The 23884-nt window shown below is 61.7% G+C and carries 24 protein-coding genes; 8 read left to right on the forward strand and 16 right to left on the reverse strand.

Features of this window, described 5'->3' with window-relative positions:
- Positions 1–37 precede the first annotated feature (37 nt).
- Positions 38–1003 carry a hypothetical protein gene (locus G533_RS0100440; RefSeq protein ID WP_027948247.1) on the forward strand — a complete coding sequence of 322 codons (966 nt, stop codon included), beginning with the start codon at positions 38–40 and terminating at the stop codon, positions 1001–1003.
- Here G533_RS0100440 and modC read toward each other — a convergent pair whose 3' ends face one another.
- Genes modC through modA form a run of 3 tightly spaced genes read right to left on the reverse strand, consistent with a single transcriptional unit; the run spans position 1004 to position 3546 of the window.
- Entirely contained in the window at positions 1004–2074 is a 1071-nt protein-coding gene (modC, locus tag G533_RS0100445) for a molybdenum ABC transporter ATP-binding protein (RefSeq protein ID WP_035525780.1), read from the reverse strand.
- Positions 2071–2757 (reverse strand): molybdate ABC transporter permease subunit, encoded by a 687-nt coding sequence (modB, locus tag G533_RS0100450; protein ID WP_027948249.1) that lies wholly within the window; start codon positions 2755–2757, stop codon positions 2071–2073. The genes modC and modB overlap by 4 nt, the downstream gene beginning before the upstream one ends.
- Positions 2758–2772: 15 nt before the next feature.
- Entirely contained in the window at positions 2773–3546 is a 774-nt protein-coding gene (gene modA / locus G533_RS0100455) for a molybdate ABC transporter substrate-binding protein (protein WP_027948250.1), read from the reverse strand.
- A 155-nt stretch (positions 3547–3701) separates the two neighbouring features.
- Here modA and G533_RS0100460 point away from each other — a divergent pair, with 155 nt between their 5' ends.
- Positions 3702–4094 carry an MAPEG family protein gene (locus tag G533_RS0100460; protein WP_027948251.1) on the forward strand — a complete coding sequence of 131 codons (393 nt, stop codon included), beginning with the start codon at positions 3702–3704 and terminating at the stop codon, positions 4092–4094.
- Here G533_RS0100460 and G533_RS0100465 read toward each other — a convergent pair.
- Genes G533_RS0100465 through G533_RS0100480 form a run of 4 tightly spaced genes read right to left on the reverse strand, consistent with a single transcriptional unit; the run spans position 4084 to position 7806 of the window.
- On the reverse strand, positions 4084–4560 hold the full coding sequence (locus G533_RS0100465; protein ID WP_027948252.1) for a DUF2894 domain-containing protein: 477 nt from the start codon (positions 4558–4560) through the stop codon (positions 4084–4086). The genes G533_RS0100460 and G533_RS0100465 overlap by 11 nt on opposite strands.
- Complete coding sequence (locus tag G533_RS0100470) at positions 4557–5204, reverse strand: OmpA family protein (RefSeq protein WP_027948253.1); 648 nt, start codon at positions 5202–5204, stop codon at positions 4557–4559. Before G533_RS0100470 ends, G533_RS0100465 begins: the two co-directional genes overlap by 4 nt.
- A 17-nt stretch (positions 5205–5221) precedes the next feature.
- On the reverse strand, positions 5222–7069 hold the full coding sequence (locus G533_RS0100475; RefSeq protein ID WP_027948254.1) for a hypothetical protein: 1848 nt from the start codon (positions 7067–7069) through the stop codon (positions 5222–5224).
- Positions 7069–7806 carry a DUF3348 family protein gene (locus G533_RS0100480; RefSeq protein ID WP_027948255.1) on the reverse strand — a complete coding sequence of 246 codons (738 nt, stop codon included), beginning with the start codon at positions 7804–7806 and terminating at the stop codon, positions 7069–7071. The genes G533_RS0100475 and G533_RS0100480 overlap by 1 nt, the downstream gene beginning before the upstream one ends.
- 127 nt (positions 7807–7933) lie before the next feature.
- Here G533_RS0100480 and G533_RS0100485 point away from each other — a divergent pair, with 127 nt between their 5' ends.
- Entirely contained in the window at positions 7934–8692 is a 759-nt protein-coding gene (locus tag G533_RS0100485; protein WP_027948256.1) for an SDR family NAD(P)-dependent oxidoreductase, read from the forward strand.
- A gap of 92 nt (positions 8693–8784) precedes the next feature.
- Here G533_RS0100485 and G533_RS0100490 read toward each other — a convergent pair whose 3' ends face one another.
- Entirely contained in the window at positions 8785–9093 is a 309-nt protein-coding gene (locus G533_RS0100490; RefSeq protein WP_027948257.1) for a hypothetical protein, read from the reverse strand.
- Between the two features lie 395 nt (positions 9094–9488).
- On the opposite strand from G533_RS0100490, the gene G533_RS0100495 reads away from it, so the two are divergent.
- Positions 9489–9947, forward strand: coding sequence for a hypothetical protein (locus tag G533_RS0100495; protein WP_027948258.1), 459 nt, complete (start codon positions 9489–9491; stop codon positions 9945–9947).
- A gap of 343 nt (positions 9948–10290) precedes the next feature.
- Here G533_RS0100495 and G533_RS19975 read toward each other — a convergent pair whose 3' ends face one another.
- Positions 10291–10911 carry a hypothetical protein gene (locus G533_RS19975; protein ID WP_144079742.1) on the reverse strand — a complete coding sequence of 207 codons (621 nt, stop codon included), beginning with the start codon at positions 10909–10911 and terminating at the stop codon, positions 10291–10293.
- Between the two features lie 588 nt (positions 10912–11499).
- On the opposite strand from G533_RS19975, the gene G533_RS0100505 reads away from it, so the two are divergent.
- Together G533_RS0100505 and G533_RS25290 are read left to right on the forward strand one after the other, a co-directional pair.
- Complete coding sequence (locus G533_RS0100505) at positions 11500–12909, forward strand: tyrosine-type recombinase/integrase (protein WP_027948259.1); 1410 nt, start codon at positions 11500–11502, stop codon at positions 12907–12909.
- Positions 12910–13167 carry a phage integrase central domain-containing protein gene (locus G533_RS25290; protein ID WP_420835520.1) on the forward strand — a complete coding sequence of 86 codons (258 nt, stop codon included), beginning with the start codon at positions 12910–12912 and terminating at the stop codon, positions 13165–13167. It begins immediately after the preceding gene.
- A gap of 93 nt (positions 13168–13260) precedes the next feature.
- Here the strand turns inward: G533_RS25290 and G533_RS0100510 are convergent, their stop codons facing one another.
- Together G533_RS0100510 and G533_RS0100515 are read right to left on the reverse strand one after the other, a co-directional pair.
- Positions 13261–15405 carry a molybdopterin-containing oxidoreductase family protein gene (locus tag G533_RS0100510; protein WP_027948260.1) on the reverse strand — a complete coding sequence of 715 codons (2145 nt, stop codon included), beginning with the start codon at positions 15403–15405 and terminating at the stop codon, positions 13261–13263.
- Between the two features lie 57 nt (positions 15406–15462).
- Complete coding sequence (locus G533_RS0100515; protein WP_084638721.1) at positions 15463–16770, reverse strand: FAS1-like dehydratase domain-containing protein; 1308 nt, start codon at positions 16768–16770, stop codon at positions 15463–15465.
- A 220-nt stretch (positions 16771–16990) separates the two neighbouring features.
- Here G533_RS0100515 and G533_RS0100520 point away from each other — a divergent pair, with 220 nt between their 5' ends.
- Positions 16991–17764: a FadR/GntR family transcriptional regulator gene (locus tag G533_RS0100520; protein WP_027948262.1), complete on the forward strand. Its 774-nt coding sequence runs from the start codon at positions 16991–16993 to the stop codon at positions 17762–17764.
- 33 nt (positions 17765–17797) lie between these two features.
- Positions 17798–18616 carry an enoyl-CoA hydratase-related protein gene (locus tag G533_RS0100525; RefSeq protein ID WP_027948263.1) on the forward strand — a complete coding sequence of 273 codons (819 nt, stop codon included), beginning with the start codon at positions 17798–17800 and terminating at the stop codon, positions 18614–18616.
- 14 nt (positions 18617–18630) lie between these two features.
- On the opposite strand, the gene G533_RS19980 is transcribed toward G533_RS0100525, so the two are convergent.
- Genes G533_RS19980 through G533_RS0100550 form a run of 5 tightly spaced genes read right to left on the reverse strand, consistent with a single transcriptional unit; the run spans position 18631 to position 23862 of the window.
- Positions 18631–19407 carry a FadR/GntR family transcriptional regulator gene (locus G533_RS19980; protein WP_035525784.1) on the reverse strand — a complete coding sequence of 259 codons (777 nt, stop codon included), beginning with the start codon at positions 19405–19407 and terminating at the stop codon, positions 18631–18633.
- A 3-nt stretch (positions 19408–19410) separates the two neighbouring features.
- Positions 19411–19842, reverse strand: a complete 432-nt coding sequence (locus G533_RS0100535; protein WP_144079743.1) for a Zn-ribbon domain-containing OB-fold protein — start codon at positions 19840–19842, stop codon at positions 19411–19413.
- Between the two features lie 2 nt (positions 19843–19844).
- Complete coding sequence (locus G533_RS0100540) at positions 19845–21038, reverse strand: thiolase C-terminal domain-containing protein (protein WP_027948265.1); 1194 nt, start codon at positions 21036–21038, stop codon at positions 19845–19847.
- Positions 21039–21082: 44 nt separating this feature from the next.
- Positions 21083–22633 (reverse strand): AMP-binding protein, encoded by a 1551-nt coding sequence (locus G533_RS0100545; RefSeq protein ID WP_027948266.1) that lies wholly within the window; start codon positions 22631–22633, stop codon positions 21083–21085.
- A 23-nt stretch (positions 22634–22656) separates the two neighbouring features.
- On the reverse strand, positions 22657–23862 hold the full coding sequence (locus tag G533_RS0100550; protein WP_027948267.1) for an acyl-CoA dehydrogenase family protein: 1206 nt from the start codon (positions 23860–23862) through the stop codon (positions 22657–22659).
- Between the last annotated feature and the right edge of the window lie 22 nt (positions 23863–23884).

Genomic DNA, 23884 nt, shown 5'->3' on the forward strand with positions numbered 1-23884 from the left:
TCGCGGCATTGGCAAGGCCTCCCTGCGGGACACATCGATGCCTAAGCAAACCTGCAAAGCTCTGATCCTGATAGCATTCTGGCTGTGGCTGCCCTGTGCCGGCGTCAGCGCTGAAGAGGACGAAGTCGAAGACGAAGACGAGACACCCTGGCTCGACCAGGGGCACCGTTACGTGTCCACCCGCGCAGATGACCTCGCAACCTGGATGGACAGCTTCTTCGGCGTAAGGCGGGTTGATGCGGAAGCAGCCTATTCCACGCTGCGCCTGCGGCCTTCACTGGAGTGGAGCGAGCAGTACGGCTGGGACACTGGCCTGAGCTTGCGCGGCAAGGTCAATCTGCCCAACCTCGACGAGCGTGTCAGCCTGCTGTTCTCGGACGAGGATAGCGGCAGCCTCGGCGATGAATTATTGCGCGATCAGCAGAATCAATCCGATGATGTTGCCCTGCAGGTCGTGGGCCGCGAGGGCACACACGACCGCATAGACTTCCGCCTGGGATTCAGCTCCGGTATCAACCCCGAGCTGGCGGCACGCTACCGCTACCAGACACCGCTTTCCGAGCAGGTTTCGGCACGTTTTCGCCAGGAGCTGTTGTATCGCACGGACGACCGCTTTGGCACGGACACCCGTTTTGACATCGACGTTGCGGTGAGCGCCGACCGCCTGCTGCAGTGGTATAACCGGGCGCGCTGGGACGAAAAGCGCGACGGCTTCGGCTGGAACACCGGGGTGACGGTAAATCAGCGCCTGAGCAACAACCGCGTTATTGGCGTTTACGGCACGCTCAACGGCAGGACCCAGCCGCGCCACCTTACCCAGGCTTACGGCATGGGCATGCGCTACCGGCAAAACCTCAACCGCAAGTGGCTGTTTCTCGAGGTACAGCCCGGCTACTTCTGGCGCCGCGATGTGCTGGAAGATGAGCGCCGCGGCAGCGCGGAGATTGTCCTGCGCCTGGAAGCGGTCTTCACCGGCGATATCGAAGAAGCCTTCTCGCGTTAACTAGCGCAGTAGCGCCACCGATTTGATCTGCAACCAGAAGCGAGCGCCCGGCTCCACACCGATGCGCGCCTGTGAGTGGCGTGTGATACGTGCCAACAGCGATGTGCCGTTAGCGTCGAGTCTCACCAGCACATGCGCCGGTGAATCAGTAGGAGCCAGTTCGACAACGTCCGCCTGCAACAAATTGACGATAGTGCTCTGCTCGTTGCGCTCGTGCGCAAGGCTGACGTCTCGCGCCAGTACGCGGCAGCGCAAGCGTGACCCTACGGGCTCGGCACAGCGCGCTACCCAGAGGCTGCCGCCGGAAAATACCAAACGCGACAAATGCCATTGCGTGTCGTGCTCGGCCACCTCGGCCTCAATGACGACACCGGCATCCTCTGCCGCGGCCAACGGCAGGTCCAGACGGCTCAGCACGCTTTGCAGGGGGCCTTGCGCAACCACCCTGCCCGCCTCAAGCAACACCAGATAGTCGGCCAACCGCGCGACCTCGCGCAGGCTGTGGGTCACGTAGAGCATGGGCACAGCGAAACGCGCGCGCAGCTGTTCAAGAAAGGGCAGTATCTCTGCCTTGCGCGCCTCATCCAGCGCGGCCAGCGGCTCATCCAGCAGCAGCAGTTGCGGGCTGGCCAGCAGTGCGCGCGCCAGGGCAATGCGCTGTCTTTCGCCGCCGGAAAAGGTCTGTGGGTAACGCGCCAGCAACGGCGCTATATCCAGCAGCTGCACCACCTCGTCCCAGGCGATACGACGCTCGTGTGCGGGTGTCCGCTGTAAACCATAACGCAGGTTGCCAGCTCCGCTCAGGTGCGGAAACAGGCTGGCTTCCTGAAAAACCACACCCAGTGGACGACGGTGCACCGGCAGAAACAGCCCCTCGCGCTGCCATTCGGCCCCGTTGACCGAGAGCGCCCCCTGCGCCGCTCGCTCCAGTCCCGCCACGCAGCGCAGCAGCGTACTCTTGCCCGCGCCGGAAGAGCCGTAGATAACCGTGACACCCTCACCCGGCAGGGTCAGGTCCACATCGAGCCGAAATCCCCCCTGTTGCAGGGCAAAGCGTGCCTCGATAGTCACCCGGGCACCCCCACGACCCGCGCCCGCCGGTTGACCGCGTAAACCAGCGTCAACAACGACAGGGACAACACAACCAGGGTGAGGGCCAGCGCGTGCGCCGCGCCGTAGTCCAGCGATTCCACATGATTGTAAATGGCGATCGACGCCACGCGCGTCTCGCCGGGAATGTTGCCGCCCAGCATGATGATGACGCCAAATTCCCCCAGCGTATGGGCAAACGCCAGCACGGCGGCAGTGAGATAACCGCGCCGCGCCAGGGGCAGGGCAATCGTTAAAAAACGGTCCAGCGGCGATGCACGCAGGGTAGCCGCCACGTCGAACAGGCGCGCGCCTGTGGCCGCAAAGGCGTTCTGCAATGGCTGTACCACGAACGGCAGGGAGTACACCATCGAGCCCACGACCAGGCCGCTGAAACTGAACGCGAGGTGTCCTACGCCGATACGCTCCAGCGTGCCGCCCACGGCACCCTCCGGGCCCAGCAGGAGCAGCAGGTAAAACCCGAGCACCGTCGGCGGCAACACCAATGGCAGGGTGACCAGTGCCTCGACCAATACGCGCCCGCGTACGGCGGTCTGCGAGAGCCACCAGGCCAGTGGCGTCGCCAACAGCAGCAACAATACGGTACTGACCGCCGCCAGTTGCAGGGTAACCCACAGGGCTGTGAGGTCTTCCGCTGACAACATCACAGGGGCTCCCGCTCAGCCACGACGGTAGCCCGCGGCTTCAATGATCGCAGCCGCCTCGGCATCGTCCTGCAGCCAGCGCAGAAAATGCCGCGCGGCTGCTCTGGCGCGGGCACCGCTGAGCAGCACTGCGCCCTGCGTCAGAGGGGCATACAGCTCCGCAGGCGGAATCCAGTGTGACCCCGGTATTCCCTGCGCTGTTTGTACCTGCGCCAGCGCCACGAAGCCCAGCTCAATGGCACCGCTGGCAACCTGGCTGTGGGTTTGGGCAACGGAGCTGCCGCGCACCAGCTGTCGACGCCGCTCCAGCGCATCCCACAGGCCCAGTGCCTCCAGCACACTGCGCGCCGCGGCGCCATACGGAGCGGTGCGCGGCTCGGCGAGCGCCAGATAGCGAAACTGCCCCTGACGCAGCACGCTGGCCTCGGCGTCGATCAGCGCGGCGTCCGGGCTCCACAGCACGGGTATGCCCTGCGCGTAGACAAACGCAGTACCCGCCACGGCCATACCGTGTTCAACCAGTTTGCGCGGACGCAGCTCATCGGCCGCCAGAAACACATCAAACGGCGCCGCGTTGGCGATCTGGCTATACAAGGCGCCGGTGGCACCGGGGCTGATGACAAGCCGGTTGCCGGAAGCCTGCTCATACGGAGCGGCGAGCGCTTCCAATGTGGCCGTGAAATTCGCGGCGACAGCCACCCGGATGTCCACGCCGGCCAGTGTCGGTTGACCCCATAGCGCCAGCCAGCCCGCCAACAGCCACACCCTGCGGAGCGCACTTTGTTTCATCACCAGTTTCATCGCGTGAGCATACTTGCTGAAAGCGGCTGTGGGAATCAGGAGCAACCCATAGAGCCTCAATAACCGCGTCTGACAGGCTGGACGGCAACCCCTGCTCAGGGCATGATCCATCGCTAACAACCATAATAGACAGGAGCAACACCATGACGACATTGCTGCAGCTGGCCCTCTACATGACGGTACTGACGTTTGTCGCTATTCTGCTGGGGGCCATTCTGCGCAACCGCGAGTGGACCGCCGAGGGCCTCAAGGCAGGCCTCAGCAATCGCGACCAGCTACCGACAGCGACTGCACTCGGCGGGCGCGCGGAACGCGCGGCAAACAATACCAAGGAAGGATTCCTGCTCTTCGTACCGCTGGTGCTGGTTGCGCACGTGAGCGGCCATGGCGCAGAGGCCCTGCTCGGTGCACAGGTATTCTTCTGGTCCCGGGTGGTGTACCTGCCGGTCTATCTGGTCGGCATCACTTACCTGCGCAGCGCCATCTGGGGTGTCAGTGTTGCCGGCCTGGCCATGATGCTGTTCGCTATGCTTTAACCGACTTGCGTCGTCGGGCGGCACGGGCGGGGGCGGCCGGCCTGGTCGCCCCCTGCAGACTGCACAACATTTCCGCATGACGCATCAGGCGTTCCACATATTCCGGTGATACGGCCTGCAATCGCGCTAATGCCCGAATCACCAGCGTTTCCGGGTTCAATGGCCCCGGCGCTTCCGGCAACGCGGCGCGGAATTCCAGCAACAACTGGTCTATCACCTGCGAGGCATGCTGTTCCCGGTAACGGCGCGCCGCCACCAAACCGTCTGCTTGCGGCTCAGCGGCAGCAACGCCATCTGCACCACCGAACGCAGCGAACTCCTGCCCCTGCAGCCTGGCTTCCAGCGCCAGTCGCGGCGAGGGTGGCGACAGCGCCTGCACACCGTGTTCAAGCAACCCGGGCAGCGCGCGCAGGGCTTCTCTCCCGGGCCGTGCTCGCAATCCACTCGTGGACTTTTCGCTGCTCATCCAGCGGGCTCCTGCTCCGTGCGCGGCGTGCGCGGCACCGGGGCAATCTCCACCCGCCGGTTGCGCGCCCGGTTGTCGGCGTCCGAGTTGGGCGCAATGGGCTGCTGCTCGGCAAACGCCGAGGCAAACACCAGTTCACGCGACAGCCCGGCGTCCACCAACGCCCGGGTCACGGTCAGTGCGCGCTGCGCCGAAAGCTCCCAGTTGTCGGTGAACACCCGGTTATCCGTGTGAATGGGCAGGTCATCGGTAAAACCACTGACCATCAGCAGATGGTCGGTCTGGCTCAGGTAGTGTGCCAGCGGTGCAGCGAGGCTGGCGATCAGCGCCTGACCCTCCGGCTGCAACGCTGCGGAATTGAGGCCGAACAACAGTTGGCCACTGATGCCGATGCGGCCATCGCGCAGGGTAATGCGATTACTGGTCAGCGGGTCTGCCAGCGCCTGTTCCAGCTCCATGCGGCGCTGCTGCTCGGCCTCCCGCAGGGCCACTTCATCCTGCAGGGAGCGCGTCAGCTCAACCTGCAAGCCCAGTGTCCACACCAACAGCAGCACGAAAATGCCCACCAGTGCCGCCATGAGGTCGCCAAACACCGCCCATACCGGGGTGTCCTGACCATCGCCTTCGTACTCGTATTCAGACATTGTCCAGGCCTGCTGCGCTACACACTGCGGCTGATCTCTCGCAGCTGGTCCAGCAACTTCTGCTGTGCCAACGCACTGTGATCAATCACCTCACGCGCCTGAGCCACATAGTAGGCGAGCTGTTCGTCGCTGCGACCCGCCGCCTCCTCCATACCCTGCGCCAGTTGCTGCAGCGTAGCGGACAAGCCCTGGGCTACTGCGTCGAACTGCGCTACGGCGCTGCCCAGAGCATCGCCCAGTGCAGTCAATCCCTGCGCCCCCGCGGCGAACTGGCCGCCCACCTCGGCGAGCCGGTCGGCTTCCTGCCCCACAGTGGATGCAAACTGGAGGGCTGTGGCATCCAGCGCTGTAGCGGTCTGCTGCGCGAACGCCTCCAGGGTGCTGCGATACGCCGCGGAATCCTGCGCCAGCGCCCCTGCCGTCGCCTGCAGCCCGGTCATCAGCTCGCGCTGGGACTGGAGTAAGGTCTCATCGCGCTGCAATGCGTCGCTCGCTTCCTGACGCACCGTCGCGACCGCGCTATCCAGCCCGGCCATGGTCGACTCCACTATCGGACGCAACGTATCGACCGTGAGCTGTGCGTGGGTCGTCATGGCGGCGGTGAGTGCGCTCTGCACGCTCTCCGCCTGGGCCTCAAGACGCGCCTGCTGCTGCTCGTTGAAGCGCGTGCGTTCCGCCAACCACTGCTGTTCCAGCTGCTCGCGGTGAGCGCTCAACTGCTCGCCCACCTGTTGCAGCATCGCGGTGGCGTTCGCGGCCTGCGTGTCGAGACTGCCGCCGGCATCGCGCACCGTGGCTTCCAGCGCCAGCCGCAGACTGTCCTGCGCGGCTACTGCGGAGGCCTGCGACGCCACCAGCGCGCGGGTATCATGCACGGACTGCGCCGCCTGCTCGCGCACCTCGGCCAGCGCGGCGAGCTGATTGTCCACGCCATCGCGAACGGTCGCCTGCGTCGCCTCGGTTTGCGCCGCAATCGCCTGCATGGTGTCGCGCAGTATTGGCGCCATGCTCTCACCGGCTTCACGCCCGCTGGCGGCAAAGCTCTCACGCAATGACTGGCCCACATGCTCGAACAAGCCCGTGTGCAACGTCACTAGCTTGTTCTGCAAGTCTTCCTGCCCCTCGAGCATGCGCGTATGCAGGCTGTCGGTGGCGCTATCGACGCGGGTCACCAGTGCCTCGACCTGTGCCAACAGCAGCGGTAACTGCCCGGTTTGCGTGCGCGCCTCGTGCAGCATCTGTTGGCGGTAATGCAACGGACCCTGGCCGGGGAACAGCCGCGCGCCCTGCACATCGAGTTCGCGCACGACCGCAAGCCTCTGGCGCCTTGCCATGGCTGACAACAGGCCCAGCACGGCGGATGCCGCCACACCGCCCACCGAGGTACCAAACGCCATGCTCAGGCCCTTGATGGGCGCGGTCAGCCCGGCGCGTATGGCGGCGAGTTCTGTACTGCCCTCCAATGCCCCCACGGCTCCCTGTAGGGCGATCATCATGCCAATAAACGTACCCAGCAGGCCCAGCATCACCAGCAGCCCCGTGAGATAGGGCGTCAGCAGGGGACCCGGGAGCGCAATCGGTTCACCCTGGATGCGCCGGGCAACGGCACTGCGCAAGGCCGACGGCAAGGTCGCCAGCCAGTCTTCAAATTCCATTGCCTCGTCATCACCGGCGTGCAGCGCCTGCCGCAAGCGCTGAGTGTCGCGCTGGAACACCCAGAGTTCCAGCGCGCCCACCGTGTAGGCCAGCGCAATCACCAGCGTGACGACCAGCGCCAACAGGCTGCTGCCGGCAAAGCCCAGCGCGAGCCAGGCGAGTAACCCCGCCCCGAGCAAAAACAGGCATCCTGCGAAAAAACGTATCATCAATTTCCTTCCCCGTGGGCTGTACACGCCTCCACCAGCCCCAGAGCTGGCTGCAGACGCTGCTCCAATTCGGCCAGCAAAAGTTCCCTGAGCTCGCTGACCAGCAGATCCCGACTGCCCGCATCAGCGTGATCCGCCAACAGCGCCTCCCAGCGCGGCACCAGCAGTGGCGGCACATTGGCCAGCGCCGCCTCCCCCGCACGCAACACATGGCGTTCAAGGGCTTCGTCCAATGTGGCGAGGCCCGCCAGTGCCGGGCTCACCCGCCGCAGACGCGCCCGCAGGTCGCGCCGTAGCGCCTGTGTACGCAGCTCCATTTCACGCTGCCAGGCGGCGTGGAAGCGCCGCAAGCGTTCCGTGGCACTGAGGCCATCCAATGCACTGGGCGCGTCAAACCTGGGCAGGGGAAGCAGCGCGCCTTCAGCGCCCGCGAAACTCCGAGCTAACTCGCGCAACACACCGCGCTGCACCGCCAGCAGTATTTCCTTGCAACTGCCAGACGCGTCCGCTGCACCACCCTGCCCCGGCGCAGGCTCGACAGTCTCCTTGCGGGTTCCCTGCGTCGACAGCACGTCAGCGAGCTCACTGGCGCTGTGCAAGTCCAGCGGCTGACCGAGCCACGCCAGCAATTCCCCGCTGGGCACGGCGGCCGCGTCAACCGGTACAATCGACAGGGCTCGCTGCAGCCGGGAGGTGATCGCAGGGCGTTGGGGGTTGTTGCCGGGGGCGCGGGACATGAGTACCGAGGTCGCAAAGGGCGAGCATTCTAACGGAGATCAACGCCTGCGTCCTCCCCACGTTTTGCGTACGTCAGGCAAGCACGGCGGGCTATGATGGGTGGCAGGACCCTACGGAGTAGAAACCATGACAGCTGTGCACTATGAAGATATGCGGAACAAGGTGGCCCTGGTAACCGGCGCTGCCTCTGGCATCGGCGAAGCCTGCGCCCGGCAGTTTGCGGCACAGGGCTGCCGCCTGCTGCTGATGGACCGCGACGAGGAACGCTTGCACGGCCTCAGCCAGGCGTTGGGCGCCATTGCTGCACCCGGCAGCGTGACAGACGAGGCGACCGTGAGCGCCGCGGTGGACAGCTGCCTGCGGCACTTTGGCGGGCTGGATTACGCCGTTAACAGTGCCGGGGTTGCGGGCGCACCGGCAGCCATTGCCGACACCACACTGGACGCGTGGCAGGACGTCATCAATATCAACCTGACCGGGGTATTCCTGTGCCTGAAGCATCAATTGCGGGTAATGCAGGCAGCGGGTTCCGGGGCCATCGTCAATATCGCGTCGGGCGCCGGAGTCATCGCGACACCGCACCTGTCGCCCTACTGTGCGAGCAAGCACGGCGTGCTCGGGCTCACGCGCACCGCAGCCATGGAATTGGCGACGGGCGGTGTGAGGATCAATGCGGTGCTGCCGGGCTCCACCCAGACCCCCATGCTGGAGGCATCGCTGCAACAGGGGCCCCAACTGGAGAAGATGATTCTGGCCAGTATTCCCTGCGGTCGCATGGGCAGCGCCGAGGAAATTGCCGCTGCGGCTTTGTGGCTGTGCAGCTCGCAGGCAAGCTATGTGAACGGGCATTCACTGGTAGTGGATGGGGGTACTTTGTGCCGCTGAAGCGCGGCCGGCGTGACCTATAAAGAAGCCAGGTATGAAAACCGCACTTATTGTTGTCTGCGGTTGATCAAGAAAGGAAAAACTGCGCTATTTCAATTGGTTGCCAGCATTTCTTCACGCTTGCGGAAATCTTCGAGCGCACCGTTGTAGCTTGCGGCAACGGTCTCGGCGCGGTCCACCAGCCGGTTGTGCAGCAAGGGGTGAATCAGCGTTCGGCAATCAAGGTAGGCTTCAACGCCGGTAACGTAGTCGGCAACTGCCTCCTGCGCTATCTGCATCTCAGCGTGGCTGGCGCTGGCGCCGTCCGGAACAACAGGGAGCTCTGCCGGCAGGCTGGCGGGGCAACTGGCCCAGGTGTTGGCGGCAAGGAACAGGGCGGGAATTGTGAGCAGGGATTTCATGGCATACACCTCGTGTGATGAAAATCGTATACATCGAGCTGTTACCCGATGTGTTACTTATATTCCCACATAAAGCAGAGAATGCAACTGTTAATCGGCATGAGATAGAGATTTTATCTCACTGTTTTTTATAATTATTACTGATCGAAATTCTTCCTTCGCACCAATTGGCTACATAAGGTAACACCTGAAAATCCGACTCGCCCGGCAGTGGTGCAGATATCCAGGAATTGGCGCGCACATGCGCCGCATTGCGCCCTCATGGTGCAGGGGAATGCCCATTCGCCACGGCTTGGGGCACGACCGAGCGGGCCGCTAAAGCAGAGCCTACGGCGGGTTGCAAATGATAATGGTTATCATTATATTGAAAGCTCACCTTCACTGGAGACTCCACCATGCTTCTGCGCTTCCTGTGCCACGCGCATCGCACTCTGGTTGAGCAGTCACACTCGCGGGCACTCAGCGTCTGGGACTTGAGCCAGCAAAAAGCGCTGCTCTTCCAGCAGCGAGGGGAGCCGGAGCGAGCCGTTGCTGCAGCGGGCGGCGCCCTGGAAGCGGCCGAAGTGCTGCTGACTATGCACCGACAGGCAACCGTAATCGACCTGCACCGCTTCACCGACGCAGCTTGCCTGACCCTGGGCCTGATCCGAGATTTGCGCCAACCCGAGCTCACGCGGCGCCTGCTTTGTGGCTGTATCGCGAAGCTGCAGCCGCAAGTTGTGAGTGGTGCCCACCAAGGGACAGCACTCGCATGTTGCCAGCGTTTAGTGGAGGCGAGTACTCCGAGTGAGTCTATAGACGCACATGAACCGGTGCCCACCCGGGCAGGAGCCGGCGATCGACTCCTGCATTGAACCGCAGGAGCATTGTGGACCCATGACAGTGGAGACTTCAGCCAGCCGTCTCGACCACACTGAGAACGTGCAGCTCGAGATCCCCGGCCATGTCCTGCAGCGCCTACTCAGCGAGCGCGGATTGTGCGTGTGTGAACTTCGGTGCCTGTCGGCTGAGTCACGGCAGCGGTTGCGGGATATTGTAAAGACCTGTGCCATACGCAAGGCGGGTGGTGGTGGACACCAAAATCGCGACAGGTAAACCTAGGAATACTAACCACCGACCTACCAAGCCAAGACTGCTCTTAACTGAGTCTCCGCGTGTCGGGGCAACACCACAGTGATGGAAACGATATCAGCTCATTCACCTCACTTCGACATGAAAATATTCTGGATCGCGGTCACGGGTCAGCTTGACCTGACTAAAGTAGGAGCGGGACTCCCCTGCATTGAGTTCATCGTTCCCCATATCCGATGAAGTCTCGTCTTTCGCAAGCTGCGCCATTCCAACCTGGACGCCCAGGGCATCGAACAGGATTATGGTAACGTCAGGGTTAATACTCCGTTGACCATCGTTCTGTAGCACAGCAAGGTAACCAAAACGTTTTTGCTGCTCTGTACCTGTCCGTGTGAATCTAATGTTCTTCAGGTAGCGTTCGCCGATGGGAACGATGGCGTCAAACGCCAATGGATTGAGATCGGGAATCCGATTCTGCACCAGACTCGCCTTCTCTTCGCGCAATTTCGATACTTGCTGCTCCAGGGCGGCAACCTTGCTTCTCAGGTTGTCTGCACTTGCATCTTCTCCCCTCACTGCCACCTCGCGGCCAAGAAATAAGTCGTTCATCGAAGAGAGCTTGTATGCAGTGACGATCCAGCCAACACCAGTAACTATCAACAGCGCTCCAAGCACCATGGAAACAAGCATGTACTTGACCGCTTTTCTATAATTGCGGCTGTATCGTCGAGGTACGTGATTTTCCACCAAGAGTTCCCGGTTCAGTTGGAGCCGTTGTTTCGAAAGTCTATTTGGCGCCGCCACACCCGGGGCCGCACCATCATGGTACTAGACATCTATGCTTATCGCTTCAGCATATCCAAATGACAGTTGGTGGCGCAAACTTAATAGCCACCATTTGAGTCTGGTAGACGTCAGGCAACGGTGGCACCAGTCGGCCGCCGAGAAATGATGTCGAGGCGAGCGTATGGATTCAGGAACTTTAAGAATTACAGGCTAAGGGTGCTGACCCACTATGGATGGGCGGTGCGGCGTTCCGCTGGCATTATCAACAGGGTTTAGTGAATATCGGCGCATCCCCCGTTAACTGGGTAGAGCCGGGTAAAGCCGGTAGAGCCACTGGGTAGAGCCGGGGGGCTTTAGAATAGCAGTCGAAAATATGGCGGTGAGGGAGCAAGCCAACTGGCACTACAGATTGGGACGGGTTGCCATCAATAGAGGCAGCAATAACGCTATAAATATAGCGGTTTTCCTGATGCTCTGTTGCATCAGTCCCTCGCAACCAATATCATGACTTCCAATGTTTATTGTTGGTAACAATGTGGGTATCAACAAATGCCGAGAGAAGCCAAGCGATTAAGCGACCGGCAGGTCGCTGCGTTAAGGGCTCCCGGGTTCTACCCCGTCGGCGGGGACAAATCCAAAGGGTTGGCGCTGTCAGTTGCCCCTAAACGTAGCAAGGGCGCGCACGGCATGGCGCGCTCATGGATTTTGAGAGTAGCTACCGGAGAGACTCGACTCAGCAAATCGGGCAAGCCATTTGCTGTTCGACGAGACTTCGGGCTGGGCAGCTATCCCGAAGTAGGATTAGCCGAAGCTCGAGAGCGCGCCGCGGAACTTCGGGTACAGCTACGCAGCGGAGTGGATCCCGTGGAGAAGCGCAAGTCCGAACGGGCCGCAAGGAGGGCAGAGTCTGCCAAGCTGCGTACTTTCGAGGCCGTGGCCCGCGAGTGTCACAAGCTACGACAGTCAGAATTCAGGAATGCAAAATATGCCGCCCAATGGCTCGCCACTCTAGAAACGTACGCGTTCCCGAAGCTAGGCAAGCTTTCCGTCGGTGATATAGAGACCGGGCACCTTGTGGACGTGCTGCGGGATATCTGGACAACAAAACACGAAACCGCCAACAACGTCCGGCAGCGCATCGGTAAGGTACTGGACTATGCCAGCGCCTGTGGGCTGCGGACGACGCCCAACCCCGCGGACATGCGCGGAGGGCTGCGGGAACTGCTGCCAAAGTCCGGCGCTGTCCGCAAGAAGGCAGGCGGAAGACGACATCACGCTCGGATTGCCGTGGACGCAATGCCGCGATTCTGGGCCGACCTGACCGCCAAACGGGCCACCAGCGCCAAGGCCCTGCAATTTACCATTCTTACCGCTGCGCGTTCTGGCGAGGTGCGTGGCGCAACGTGGGAAGAGATCGACTTCAACGCCCGCGTATGGCGCCTCAGCGCCGACCGCATGAAGGCCGACCGAGTTCACCGGGTACCTCTCTCCGAGGCCGCTATCAAGCTGCTGGAGGCCATTAAGGCCAAAACCGGAAAGGAAAACCCGAGCGGGCTGATATTCACCAATTACCGCGGTGCTGCGCTGTCAGACATGGCCCTGTCAAAAATGATGAAGGACATGCACGCCTTAGCCATTAAAGCCGGCACCCCCGGCTATGTCGACCCTGACCAGGGACGGGTTGCCACACCGCACGGGACCGCCCGGAGTAGCTTCAAGGATTGGGCGCGGCGTAGCACCTCCCGAGTGTTGGCCGATGGCAACCGTTCCAGCTTCCCGGATGAGGTGTCAGAGCTGGCCCTCGCGCACGTCAATTCCGATGAAACCCGCAGCGCCTACGCCCGCGACGAACTTCTGGAGGACCGCCGCGAGCTTATGCAGACATGGGCCCATTATCTGCAAGCCATCGAGACTGGGGTCAGTACCGCGAAAGTCCGCAAAATAGGATCGCGACCATGAATAACCAATACTGAGTCAGGCTCCACAATGAGTCAGGCTCCGCGGCATATCGAAACCGTTCTCGACTGGGCAACAGTGAGGGGCTATCGGAACGGGGATAACCCAGCTCGATGGCGAGGGCACCTCGACATACTGCTTGCGAAGCCCAGCAAGGTTCGCAAAGTCAAATATCACGCTGCGATCCCATGGGAGGAAGTCGGACGTTTCATGTCGGAGCTGCGCTCCTGGGAGGGGACGGGCTGGGGCGATCAAACATAACCGCGCACGGGTTTCGGTCAGCATTCCGGGAATGGGCCGGTGAGACACCAGCCTACCCTCGTAAGGCAATAGAGCATGCGCTTGCGCACCAGCTCAGGGAAAGGGCAGCACTTCCACTGGCACCGCCGAAAACCAGGGCATGCCGTTAATCTCCTCACTGTAGTCGCCCGCGGGGATGATGTTGTTGATGGCGACACCAAGTTCGGACTGACTATCCTCGGCACCACCCGAGCCGCCCCAGCCATGACAAATGGCGACGGTGCCAACGCGCATGCTCGTATCCGCTTCAACGGTAACCTGCAGCTCGCCATGGGCACTGCGCAGCAAGGCCCGCGAGCCATCCGCAATACCTGCCGCAGAGAGATCGTCCGGGTGCATCCACAGGGGGTTGCCAGGCATGCGCTTGCGCGCAAAGTCCATCTGGCGGTAGCTGGTGTTGATGACTGTCCGTGAACGGCGCACACTCAGCCGCAGGGGAAAGCGGTACTGTTCCCGCCAGGCATTGTGATCCGGAGCCTCAGCCGCCACTTGCGCAAGCTCGGCAAGCACATCTACTGGTGCAAGCTGAAAGCGGTTGCCCCGCCGCTCCGGGCGCGGCGGCTCCACGGTGACGGCTGGCAGGGAGAAAACCCGGCCCCTGGCGTGTTGCTTGACTTCAGCCAGAGGCACTGGAGCAGTTCGCGCAAGAATTTCCAGCAGCTCGTCGGTGCTCGGCGCTGTCGTCATATCCAGCGGGACTCCATCGAACTCGAGTTCCAGCCCCAGCCGCTTCGCCAGGGCCCAGAATACATACCAGTCCTCCACCACGTCAGGGCCCGGCGGGGCGAGCACCGCGCCCGTGTACTGGGTAAACGGCACCGGGTAGGCGGTTTTCTCGAACAAAAGTGGCATGTCCGGGCGCTCCAGCATCATGGTTGGCGGCAGGACATAATCCGCGAGCTGCGCCGTTTCCGACAGGTAGGGATCAATGCAGACAAGCAGATCCAGGGCTCGCATGGCCTCTATCGCGTAGGGGCGATCGGGCAAGGCATTGACCGGATTGCCGCCGTCCACGATGAGCGCCCGCAGCTGCCCGGGGCCGGGCTGCAGGATCTCGTCGGCCAGCGCGCCGGACATTTTCTCGCCATAAAGGGTACCCAGATTGCGCACCCGACTTCTGCGCCCACTCTCCCAGCTCCGCGCAGGTGCCACTACCTCGGCGCGGACGGCTCGGCTTCTGCTCATGGCACCCGGATTCTGCACCTGCTCGCCCGCGCGGATGAAGCGGCCACAAACGACGTTGAGGGCTTCAATCAGGTGCTCGGCGAGATTTGACCGCGGCGCCATGTCAGGCCCCGTACCACTGACGGCGATACCACGACGGGACTCAAGGGCAAACAGCCGAGCCGCATCAAGTAGATCCTTTTCGTCCACACCGGCGCGCGCACTGACGTAGGCCGGCGTGAAGGGCGAGACTGCCTGCCTCAGCTGATCCAGCCCGTCGACGTGTTCAGCGCAGAAGGATACATCCTGCCAACCTTGCTCGAGGATAATATGCAACAGAGCCGCCATCAGGGTGGGATCCTCCCCTGGCAGCAATTGCAGGTGGACATCAGCGAAATGCGCGGTTTCCGTTCGCCGCGGATCTACGACTATCACTTTCATGCCCGCCGCTTTCGCTGCTTTCAATCGCCGCGTGGGATTCAGCACCGTAAAGCCGTTGTTGCCAAGCACCGATAGCAGCGGGTTGTACCCTACAAACATCCAGACATCGGCATCTTCGAAGCGTTGCCTGCCTGCAGCCCAGCTACCGAGACGCTGTTCGGCAACCCACTTGGCGGACTGGTCGATGGTCATGGTTGAGTAGCGCGAGCGGGTACCCAATGCACGAATAAATGCGGTCAGCATGTGAAAGGCTGTGCTGTTGGTATAGTGCTGGGTACCGCGAAAGGTTCCTATCGCATCCGGACCATGGCGCTCACGAATTGCACCCATACGCAATGCAATTCGATCCAGCGCCACTTCTGTCTCGAGCTGCCGGAAGCTGCCATCGGGTTGCCGTTCCAGGGCTCGGGTCAGGCGCGTCTCACTGTGGTGCAACTCGCCCGCCTGCAGCCCCTTGATGCAGGCATAGCCACTGGTCATTGGATGCTGGCGGTCACCACGGATCTGGGTGACCTTGCCGGTCTCCGAATCGACATCCACTTCCAGGCCGCAGCGGCCGGAGCAAAGGCGACAAAAGGTGAAATGGGTTGGCACCGGTTCAACGCAATCGGTGGCTAATGCCCGAGGGCAGCGCCCTGCCCTCGCAGCGGATCACTTCGCGGACAGCTCCGTGTGGCGCGCAAACATCCGCGCCGCCTCCCGCTGCAGTTCCACCGGAACCGGCGGCAGTGGCGGCAGCCCCTGCTCACGGGATGGCAGCGACACAGTCGCGGTCGCATAGGCCGTCTCCACATCACGCTGGCTAACCATTCGCATATCCAGGTCAACCAGACAGCGGCCATCCACTTCGCGCTTGCCAACCACCTTGCCGCTCAGGAACTGGGTGTCACCCATGTAGTTGAACTTACGGATGGAGTCCTCCATAGCCTCGATGAAGGCATCATCACCAGCCCAGTCTGACACCATGTGGTTGAACCAGGCCTGACGCATCACACCATAGTCATAGGCCATGGGATTACCGATGGCCTTGGCCCACTCGGAATCCCAGTGCAGACGCTGCGCCACATCCCAGATACCCTGCTGGTTCTTGATGTAAAACGGCGCAATGCGCTTGCGGTTCTTGTAACCCAGACGCGAGGAACGCAGACCGTAGGGAACAAAGCCGTAACCCCCGGCATGGAAAGCGATAATCTCGGTGACAGTGAGCGGACCCTTGACCATGGGGCACATCTCGTCTCCTATCTGCACGTCCTCAAAATAGCGCTTTTCGGCACCCTGAACACGCTCGTTGGCGTAGATCTCGTCGATCCGCGCATAGTCGTCGTCGGTGTAGCTCGCCGCTTCGATGTCCGCGTACTTGCCTTTTTTCCGGGATTTACCCCGTTCCGCGTAGACACTGAGAATGCGGTAGATCCCCACCACTTCGCCGCGCTGATTGAGGGTCACGTCCTTGCGCACCCGGATCACCGAGCGATCGGCGAACTCCGAGGTCTTCTCTTCAAGACTTTCCTCACCGCTATAGACGAACAGCCGGTCACCAGCGTACAGGGGCCGAAACCATTCCCAGCGACCTCCGGAAACAAATACGTGTACTCCCCGAAACAGGCCTTTCGAGAGCTTTTTCATCTCATCGGGTAGAGGATCGCCCAACATGGGAGTCTTGATATGGCCTACCAACGTGCCGTGACCAATCTGCGCGCCCCAGCGTGTCTTCTCGCCGTAGGCGGGGTCCAGGAACAGGGGGTTGTCATCACCGATACCCTGGGCCCAATTACGGATAGCGTCGGCCGTGGCCACACTATAAAGCTCCTGTTGGCGCAGCGGAGAATACACTCCAAGCAACTCTCGAGCCCGGGCGATGTCTTCGTCCGTGAGCTTGTGCTGCAGTGCGTCCGCAAAGCCCTCTTCCAGACGATCATCTACCTTTAACTTGTCGCTGACGCCGCTTGATTTGCTCATAGCCTGGTTCCCGGTGGAGTCAATGGATACAACCTAGGGCAGGCGATTTACCCCTGCACTTAATTAGCTTAATCATATAACTATTTAACGGAAAGTGTAAAGTCGCGTTTGGGTCCGGTCAGGGAAAATCCGGACCAAGGTTCCATGAATGCTTGTGGTCAATTTGTTTAACTGTTTATACTGTTTTTTACTTCCCACAAGTTCCAAGGCACAATCCAAGATGTCTGACCGCAAGCTCAAGTTCATCACTCCTATCAAGGTGCCCAAAAAGTCCGAAATCATCGCCCGCGAGCTGCGTAACCGCATCATCCGTGGGGAGTTGAGTGAGGGCACCAGCCTGCCCTCCGAAGCGGAGTTGATAGAGCAGTTTGGCATTTCCCGGCCCACCCTGCGGGAGGCGTTGAGGCTGCTAGAGGCCGATGCACTCATAACCGTCAAGCGCGGGGCGCGAGGCGGGCCGACGGTCCACATCCCCGGTCCCGACCTGGCAGCCCACCATTTTGGCCTGGTGCTACAGACGCAGGATACCGAGCTGTCAGACGTTTTTCGCGCGCGCCAGCTGGTTGAGCCGCCGGCGGTGCGTGTGCTGGTTGACGAGGGCGGCGAAGGAGCGGCGGATGCTCTGCGGGAGGTCATCGCCAAGGAGTGGGACGCGCTGGATGAGGACGATTTTCTGGCGCTGACCCAGGCCGCCGCGGAATTCCACGAAACCCTGGTGCGCCTGACCAAAAACAAGACGCTGCTGCTGATCATGCAGATGCTCAACAGCGTCTACGCCAAACATGTTTCATCTGAATACGTGGCAACCAGTGGCCAATTCGACAACCGCAAGGCAAGTCGGCTGTCCATCAAGGCCCACGAAAAGCTTGTGGAACTGATCGCTGCGGGCGATGGCGATGCCGCCACTACCTACTGGCGCGAACACCTTGCCAAAGTGCGTAAAATCCTCTTCAAACAACAGCCGCACAGGCGCGTGATCGACGTGCTTGATTAATCTCCTGCCTGGCTTAAAAAGGAACTGATCACCATGTCCGAACCCGTTCTCCTGAAACAGCGCGATGGCGCCCTGCTGACCCTGACCCTGAACCGCCCGGACCGCCTCAATGCTATCAATGGCGAGTTGATGGACGCGCTGCTGGAGGCGACCCAGCGTGCCGCCGCTGATGACAGCATACGCGCCGTGGTTCTGACCGGAAGCGGCCGTGGCTTCTGCGCTGGTGGCGACGTGCGCGAAGGCGCCAGACCAAAGCAAGCGCCGGTCGCTGACCCAGACAAGCCCCGCGACAAGCGCCAGGAACGTATGGACGCCCACGTAGAGCGCACCCGTACCGCGGAGCTGCTGCACACTATGCCCAAGCCGACTATCGCCCTTGTCCACGGTGCGGCCATGGGTGCAGGCATGTCGCTGGCCCTGGCTTGCGACTACACGCTGATCGGAGAGAGCGCGGTCTACCGCACGGCCTTCGTCAACAACGCCTTGAGTGGCGATTACGGCATGGGTTACTTCCTCGCCGCAGCCGTCGGCGCACCACGAGCGCGAGCCCTGATGACCTTGTCAGAGAAACTTGATGCCAAGGCGGTCATGGCTTTAGGCCTGGCGCTGCGCTGTGTACCGGACGAGGATTTGCTGAGCGAAGGCATGACCTTTGCGGGACAGCTGGCACAGGGCCCCACCGTCGCCTACGCGGGTATCAAACGCTGCATGAATGCCGCAAGCACATTGCCAATTGCTGACTATCTGGTCGTGGAGAGCGAGGCGCAAATTGCCTGCAGCTTTACCCAAGACATCCGCGAAGCGGCGCTGGCCTTCATCGAAAAACGCCCACCGCAGTATCAGGGGCACTGAATACAGGTCAGGAATCAGCCGCGTTCCAACTCCAGCAGCGTGGTTTGCTCATAGCCCTCAATCCACACCCGACCGGCGGTCTCCATGTGCGCATGCCAGTGGGACTCGGCCTCCGCTGCCGCGCCGTTTTCGATGTGCGCCAACAATGTTTCGTAAGAGCGGATCCCGCGGGCCGAATCCCTCATTACCGTGCTTTTGGCAGCTTCCCGGTGTGAGCGGGACACCACCGCCGCCTGGTGCTGCAGAATGATATGGTAGAGCGCGTCAAACAGGTGCAGCAGGGGCCTGTTGCCCGAGGCCACAACCATGGTGCGGTGAAAGTCGGTCACCGCCCGGGAAAAAGCATCGGGGTCACCCACCGCCTCGCGCGCGATTCCGATACAGGCCCGCAGGGACTTGATGGCATCCGGTTTGCGCTGCTCCGCAACCAGTCGCGCCAGCGCAGGCTCAAAGGCACTGCGCGCCTGGTAGATTTCAGCGATCGTCGCATTTTCGGCCTGCAGCACCATCAACAGGTACCGCGACACCAGGCGCGAATCGGGCGCGTGCACCACAGCACCCCCGCGCGCACCTCGATTGATGGTGAGCAGGTTCTCTGACTCCAGAATGCGGTAGGCTTCGCGGACCGTCGGCCGCGACACCGCGAACCGCTCCACCAGAATTGCCTCGGCCGGCAGCTTGTCACCGTCTTTCAGCTCACCCGAAAGAATCTGTTCGCGTACTTTCGCTGCCAGCATTTCCGGCGCTTTCAGCACGCGCACCCTGTCGACATCCGCCCTGTCCGTAGCCACACCCTACTCCGCCGTGGGTCGAAAAATTGGTAGTACCCAGCCGTCGCGAATGGGATTCCAAGCGACCTCCGCCCGCATGCCGATACTGACAGCGGAGGGCTCCACCTCCACCAGGTTGGAAACCAGACGGATACCTGGAGCGTCATCGAGGTCCATCACTACCGGGACATAATGGAACTCTTCTCCCGTGAAGGGCGAGCGGTTACACAGGGCGAAACTGTAGACCGTGCCCTTGCCGGAGATCTCCGTCCACTCCACCTCCTGGCTCTGGCACTGTGGGCAGTAGGGCCGCGGCGGCATACGAAACGTTCCGCAGGCACCACATTTGGGTACTTCGAGCCGATGTTCCCTGGCTGCCTCCCAAAACGGTGCCGTGCAGTTATCCATGGTAATGGAGATGTTATCGCCCGGCAGGGCCTGCGCTATCACAGTCATGTTCATTCACTCCTCAAAATGAGACCCGAAACCGGCAGGGACGCTGGACCACCGGTCACCAGCGCCACCTCGGCGCCGTCAACCTGGTTGACGGCCACACCGCGCAGTTGTTCGACAGCCTCGCGGATATGCGTCATGCCAATAATATAGGCCTCTGACAGTTGCCCCCCGTGGGTATTGACCGGAATTGATCCGCTGCCGTAGCGAATGGCACCGCTCTCGACAAAGGGCCCACCTTCACCGCGTGCACAGAAACCGTAATCTTCAAGCTGCATCAACACCATTGGCGTAAAGTGATCATAAATCAGCGCAACATCAATGTCCGCCGGCCCCAGGCCGGCGTCGGCATAAAGGCGATCGGCAATCGGCCTGTTGCCGGCGGACGCAAAGTACTCGTCGGGCATACCCATCCAGGCAAACGCCCTGCCCCACTCCCGGCGACCGCCATGCGCCGCGGCCCGCACCAGTACAGGCTTGTGCCGCAGGTCCCGGGCGCGCTCGGTGGAGGTGGTGATCACCGCCACGGCACCATCCGTCTCCAGGCAGAAGTCGAGCCGGCACAGCGGATCGGCAATCATCGGCGCTTCAAGATACTGCTCCATCGTCAATGGCTCTCGACGAATGGCGGTGGGTCGATTGACCGCGTTGGCGCGGGTGGAAACGGCAATTTCCCCAAACGCTTCACGACGAGTGCCGTAGAGATGCATGTGCCGCCGGGCCAGGACCGACATCAGGTGACCAGGGCCGACGAGCCCGGATGGCTGCAGGAAGGAGTTGATCGGGTCCGGCGCTGCTGCCGCAAATACGGTACCCAGGCGCTGCTTCGCTTGCTGCAGGGCCATGATGGTCACAACATACCTGGCACTGCCGGCAACAATGGCCGCGGAAGCAAGGCCGATAGAGCCGGCAGAGCCGCCGCCGCCACTGGTGAGCGCGGCGGTGAAGCGCACCTCGGGTATGCCCAGCATTTCCATGATATCGGCGGTATCCATTTTATCGGTGTAACCCGCGCTGGCCCCCGAGTAATAGGCAAAGCCATCTATTTCGCGGACGGATATGCCGGCATCGTCACAGGCCTTGAGCACCGCCTCGCCGATAAGGTCGTAAATGGTTCGCGGCTCGGATTGGCCACGGTAATAATATTCTGTGGCGCCGACCCCAACGATGGCAGTCTTGTCTGCGTGTTCCCAAGTCATGTTGCTGTCTCCCTGCTGATCCGCACACCGGATCCAGTGGTTTGCTAGCGGCTGCGGGTACTGCCGCCAGGGTAATTGCCACCGCCGTGATCGGCGTCGAGTTGGTCGTAATCGACCATTCCGCTGGCCTGACGCGGCAGCGTCTCGACGAACAGCACCTTGCCGGGCTTCTTGTAGGACGCCAGGTGCGCCCGGCAATGCTGCACGATATCAGCCTCGCTCACGGCATGACCGGGCGCCCTGACCACAACCGCGGCCACTGTCTGGATCCACTTCGGGTCAGGCACCCCGATGATGGCAACCTGCGCCACGCCATCCATGCGCTGGATGACCTGCTCCACCTCTGCCGGATAGACATTCTCCACCCCACTCTTGATCATCCGCTGCCTGGGGCCGATGAACACCAGTGAGCCGTCCGGCTCGCGGCGACCGAGATCATTGGTTCGGTGCCAGCCGTTGAGCAAGCGCTGCTCCGGCTCGGCGTGACGCCGATAATATCCCGCCATCACCGAGGGTCCTCGCACCAGGATTTCACCCACTTCACCGGGCGCTACTTCCTCGCCCTCCTCATCGACTATCCTGACGAGCGCGAGCGGCGACGGCCGGCCATGGTTACCGCTCATCTGCGCCGCAAAGGCGGTGAAAGTAATCAGGCCCATGGTCTCGGACTGGCCGTAGCCACCCACACGCCGGTGCCAGAGACTGGTGCCCGAACTGGTCATCGCATTCCAGGCTGGTGAGCCCGGAAAGCCCTTCAGGCACGCAAGATCCCAGGTTCCGTCGCTGTTGAGTGCAACCATCTCCTCCTGGGTGGAGTGCACCAGATAGGCACCCGTACAGCGCTCCCGATGGATAATCTCAAGCAACTCCTGCGCGACTACCCGGCGAACAAAGATATTGGTGCCACCAAAGAGAAACGTAGGCCAGGTCGACATCCAGTTGCCAATGTGGAACATGGGGCCGGAATTGAGGAAGATATAATCACTGTCGATTTCCTGCAGCAGGCCAAACAGGGTTCCCTGATGAATGATGGCCTGATGTGTCATCAGGGCACCACGGGGCTTGCCACTAAACGCAGCAGTGTAGATGGCCATCAGGGGCGTAGCCCCGGTGACCTGCACCCGGGGTAGCTCTACTGTTCCCGCTTTCAAGAACGCTTCGTACTCGCAATCACCTTCGGCATCAATACAGCACCAGATTGCTTCCACCGCACTGTCACTGCGCTCACGCGCCGCCTCGACGGTCGCGCCTATTTCCTCACGTTGCCAGAACACCACCCGGGGACCAAAGTCATCCAGGATGTGTAGCAACTCGTCCTCCGAGAGGCGCCAGTTGGCCGGGCACACAATCGCGCCCAGGCGCGCGCAGGCCAGCACAAGCTCCAGCAGACGGTCGCTGTTCTGCCCCATCCATAGTACGGGCTCGCTGGCACTGACACCGCGCTGTGCGAGAGCTGAAGCCAAGCGGGCGGTGCGCTGCTCCAGTTCACGGTAGGTCTGGCGTCTCTGCCCGCAAACAGTGGCGACTTGCAGCGGATAGCTGGCGGCGTGGGATACCACAATATCGCCCAGCGTGATATCGAACGTGCTGTCCATGGTCTGGTTCTCCTTGGCGGGCCTCAGCGGCCAACGGGCAGTTGGGAAAACGGTACGCCCTTGTCGGCGCGTATTTCTCCCGGCAAACCCAGCTCTCTTTCGGCAATCTGGTTTTTCAGGATCTCGTCGGCACCACCGGCGATGCGCAGGGCAGCGGCCCATTGGTAACCGTACTGAAACCGGGTCACCCGGTGATCCTCAGTGGCAAGGAACGCGGCTTCCAGACCGAGCATATCCAGCCCCATGGCACTGCCGTCCTGCAGTACATTGGCAAACACCAGCTTGCTGATTACGGACATGGGGCCTAGCTGCTCTCCCCGTGACAGGGCGGTAAGCTGGCGGGCCTGGAAATACTTGAGGCCCTGCTCGCGCGCATACAGGGCAGCCAGTTCACGCTGGTTCTTCTCCGCAAGACCGCGCTCCCGCGCCAAGCGCACAAGGCTGGAGACGTCCGGCAGCAGCAGTGATTCGCCGGTCGAATTCGCTCGCTCATTCATCAGGGTGGTCATTGCCACGCCCCAGCCGGCCCCGACCTCGCCGAGACGGCAGCGGTCGGGAATTCTTACATCGGTGAGGAACACTTCGTTGAACTCCGACTCGCCACTGATCGAGCGTATCGGTCGCACATCAATACCAGGAGTACGCATATCCAGCAGGAAGAAAGTCAGGCCCTTGTGCTTGACCTGCTCCGGATCAGTGCGTGCCAGCAGTATGCCCCAGTCTGCCGTGTGGGCCCAGGACGTCCAGACCTTCTGGCCGTTGACAACCCAGTCGTCACCATCGCGCTGGGCACGGGTGCGCACCGCAGCCAGGTCTGAACCCGCAGCCGGTTCCGAAAACAGCTGGCACCAGAGTATGTCGCCCATCAGGGTAGGGTGCGCAAACTGCTCGATCTGTTCCGGCGTGCCGTGGGCGCGAATAGTCGGCACCGCCAGGCCAACACCAATACCGACAAATGGTCCCACCGGTACGTGGTAGCGGTTCTCCTCCTCGGCAAAGATGACTTCCTCGATGGGCGTGGCACCTCGACCACCCGCCTCTGTTGGCCAGCTGATCGCCGCATAACCTCCACGGGCCTTGATCTTCTGCCACTCCCGGCCCATCTCCGCAATACGGATATCGCCCGGCCCCAGTGGCAGGGGCTCCCGATAGGCCTGGGCATTTTCCGCCAGCCAGGTTTTCACTTCCTGGCGAAACGCAGCCTCTTCAGGGGAATCATTGAAATCCATGTTGCTCTCCGCTGTCGCGTAA

The sequence above is a fragment of the Haliea salexigens DSM 19537 genome (assembly GCF_000423125.1).
In the GTDB taxonomy this organism is placed as follows: Bacteria; Pseudomonadota; Gammaproteobacteria; order Pseudomonadales; family Halieaceae; genus Haliea; species Haliea salexigens.

Coding starts and splice junctions, on each gene's coding strand:
- G533_RS0100465 (WP_027948252.1), bottom strand. CDS start 4,560: ATGAGCAGCGAAAAGTCCACGAGTGGATTGCGAGCACGGCCCGGGAGA.
- modB (WP_027948249.1), bottom strand. CDS start 2,757: ATGTTGTCAGCGGAAGACCTCACAGCCCTGTGGGTTACCCTGCAACTG.
- G533_RS0100495 (WP_027948258.1), top strand. CDS start 9,489: ATGCTTCTGCGCTTCCTGTGCCACGCGCATCGCACTCTGGTTGAGCAG.
- G533_RS0100475 (WP_027948254.1), bottom strand. CDS start 7,069: ATGATACGTTTTTTCGCAGGATGCCTGTTTTTGCTCGGGGCGGGGTTA.
- G533_RS0100525 (WP_027948263.1), top strand. CDS start 17,798: ATGTCCGAACCCGTTCTCCTGAAACAGCGCGATGGCGCCCTGCTGACC.
- G533_RS0100460 (WP_027948251.1), top strand. CDS start 3,702: ATGACGACATTGCTGCAGCTGGCCCTCTACATGACGGTACTGACGTTT.
- G533_RS0100480 (WP_027948255.1), bottom strand. CDS start 7,806: ATGTCCCGCGCCCCCGGCAACAACCCCCAACGCCCTGCGATCACCTCC.
- G533_RS0100545 (WP_027948266.1), bottom strand. CDS start 22,633: ATGGACAGCACGTTCGATATCACGCTGGGCGATATTGTGGTATCCCAC.
- G533_RS0100550 (WP_027948267.1), bottom strand. CDS start 23,862: ATGGATTTCAATGATTCCCCTGAAGAGGCTGCGTTTCGCCAGGAAGTG.
- G533_RS0100470 (WP_027948253.1), bottom strand. CDS start 5,204: ATGTCTGAATACGAGTACGAAGGCGATGGTCAGGACACCCCGGTATGG.
- G533_RS0100535 (WP_144079743.1), bottom strand. CDS start 19,842: ATGACTGTGATAGCGCAGGCCCTGCCGGGCGATAACATCTCCATTACC.
- G533_RS0100485 (WP_027948256.1), top strand. CDS start 7,934: ATGACAGCTGTGCACTATGAAGATATGCGGAACAAGGTGGCCCTGGTA.
- G533_RS0100520 (WP_027948262.1), top strand. CDS start 16,991: ATGTCTGACCGCAAGCTCAAGTTCATCACTCCTATCAAGGTGCCCAAA.
- G533_RS0100490 (WP_027948257.1), bottom strand. CDS start 9,093: ATGAAATCCCTGCTCACAATTCCCGCCCTGTTCCTTGCCGCCAACACC.
- G533_RS0100515 (WP_084638721.1), bottom strand. CDS start 16,770: ATGAGCAAATCAAGCGGCGTCAGCGACAAGTTAAAGGTAGATGATCGT.
- G533_RS0100440 (WP_027948247.1), top strand. CDS start 38: ATGCCTAAGCAAACCTGCAAAGCTCTGATCCTGATAGCATTCTGGCTG.
- G533_RS0100505 (WP_027948259.1), top strand. CDS start 11,500: ATGCCGAGAGAAGCCAAGCGATTAAGCGACCGGCAGGTCGCTGCGTTA.
- G533_RS0100540 (WP_027948265.1), bottom strand. CDS start 21,038: ATGACTTGGGAACACGCAGACAAGACTGCCATCGTTGGGGTCGGCGCC.
- modA (WP_027948250.1), bottom strand. CDS start 3,546: ATGAAACAAAGTGCGCTCCGCAGGGTGTGGCTGTTGGCGGGCTGGCTG.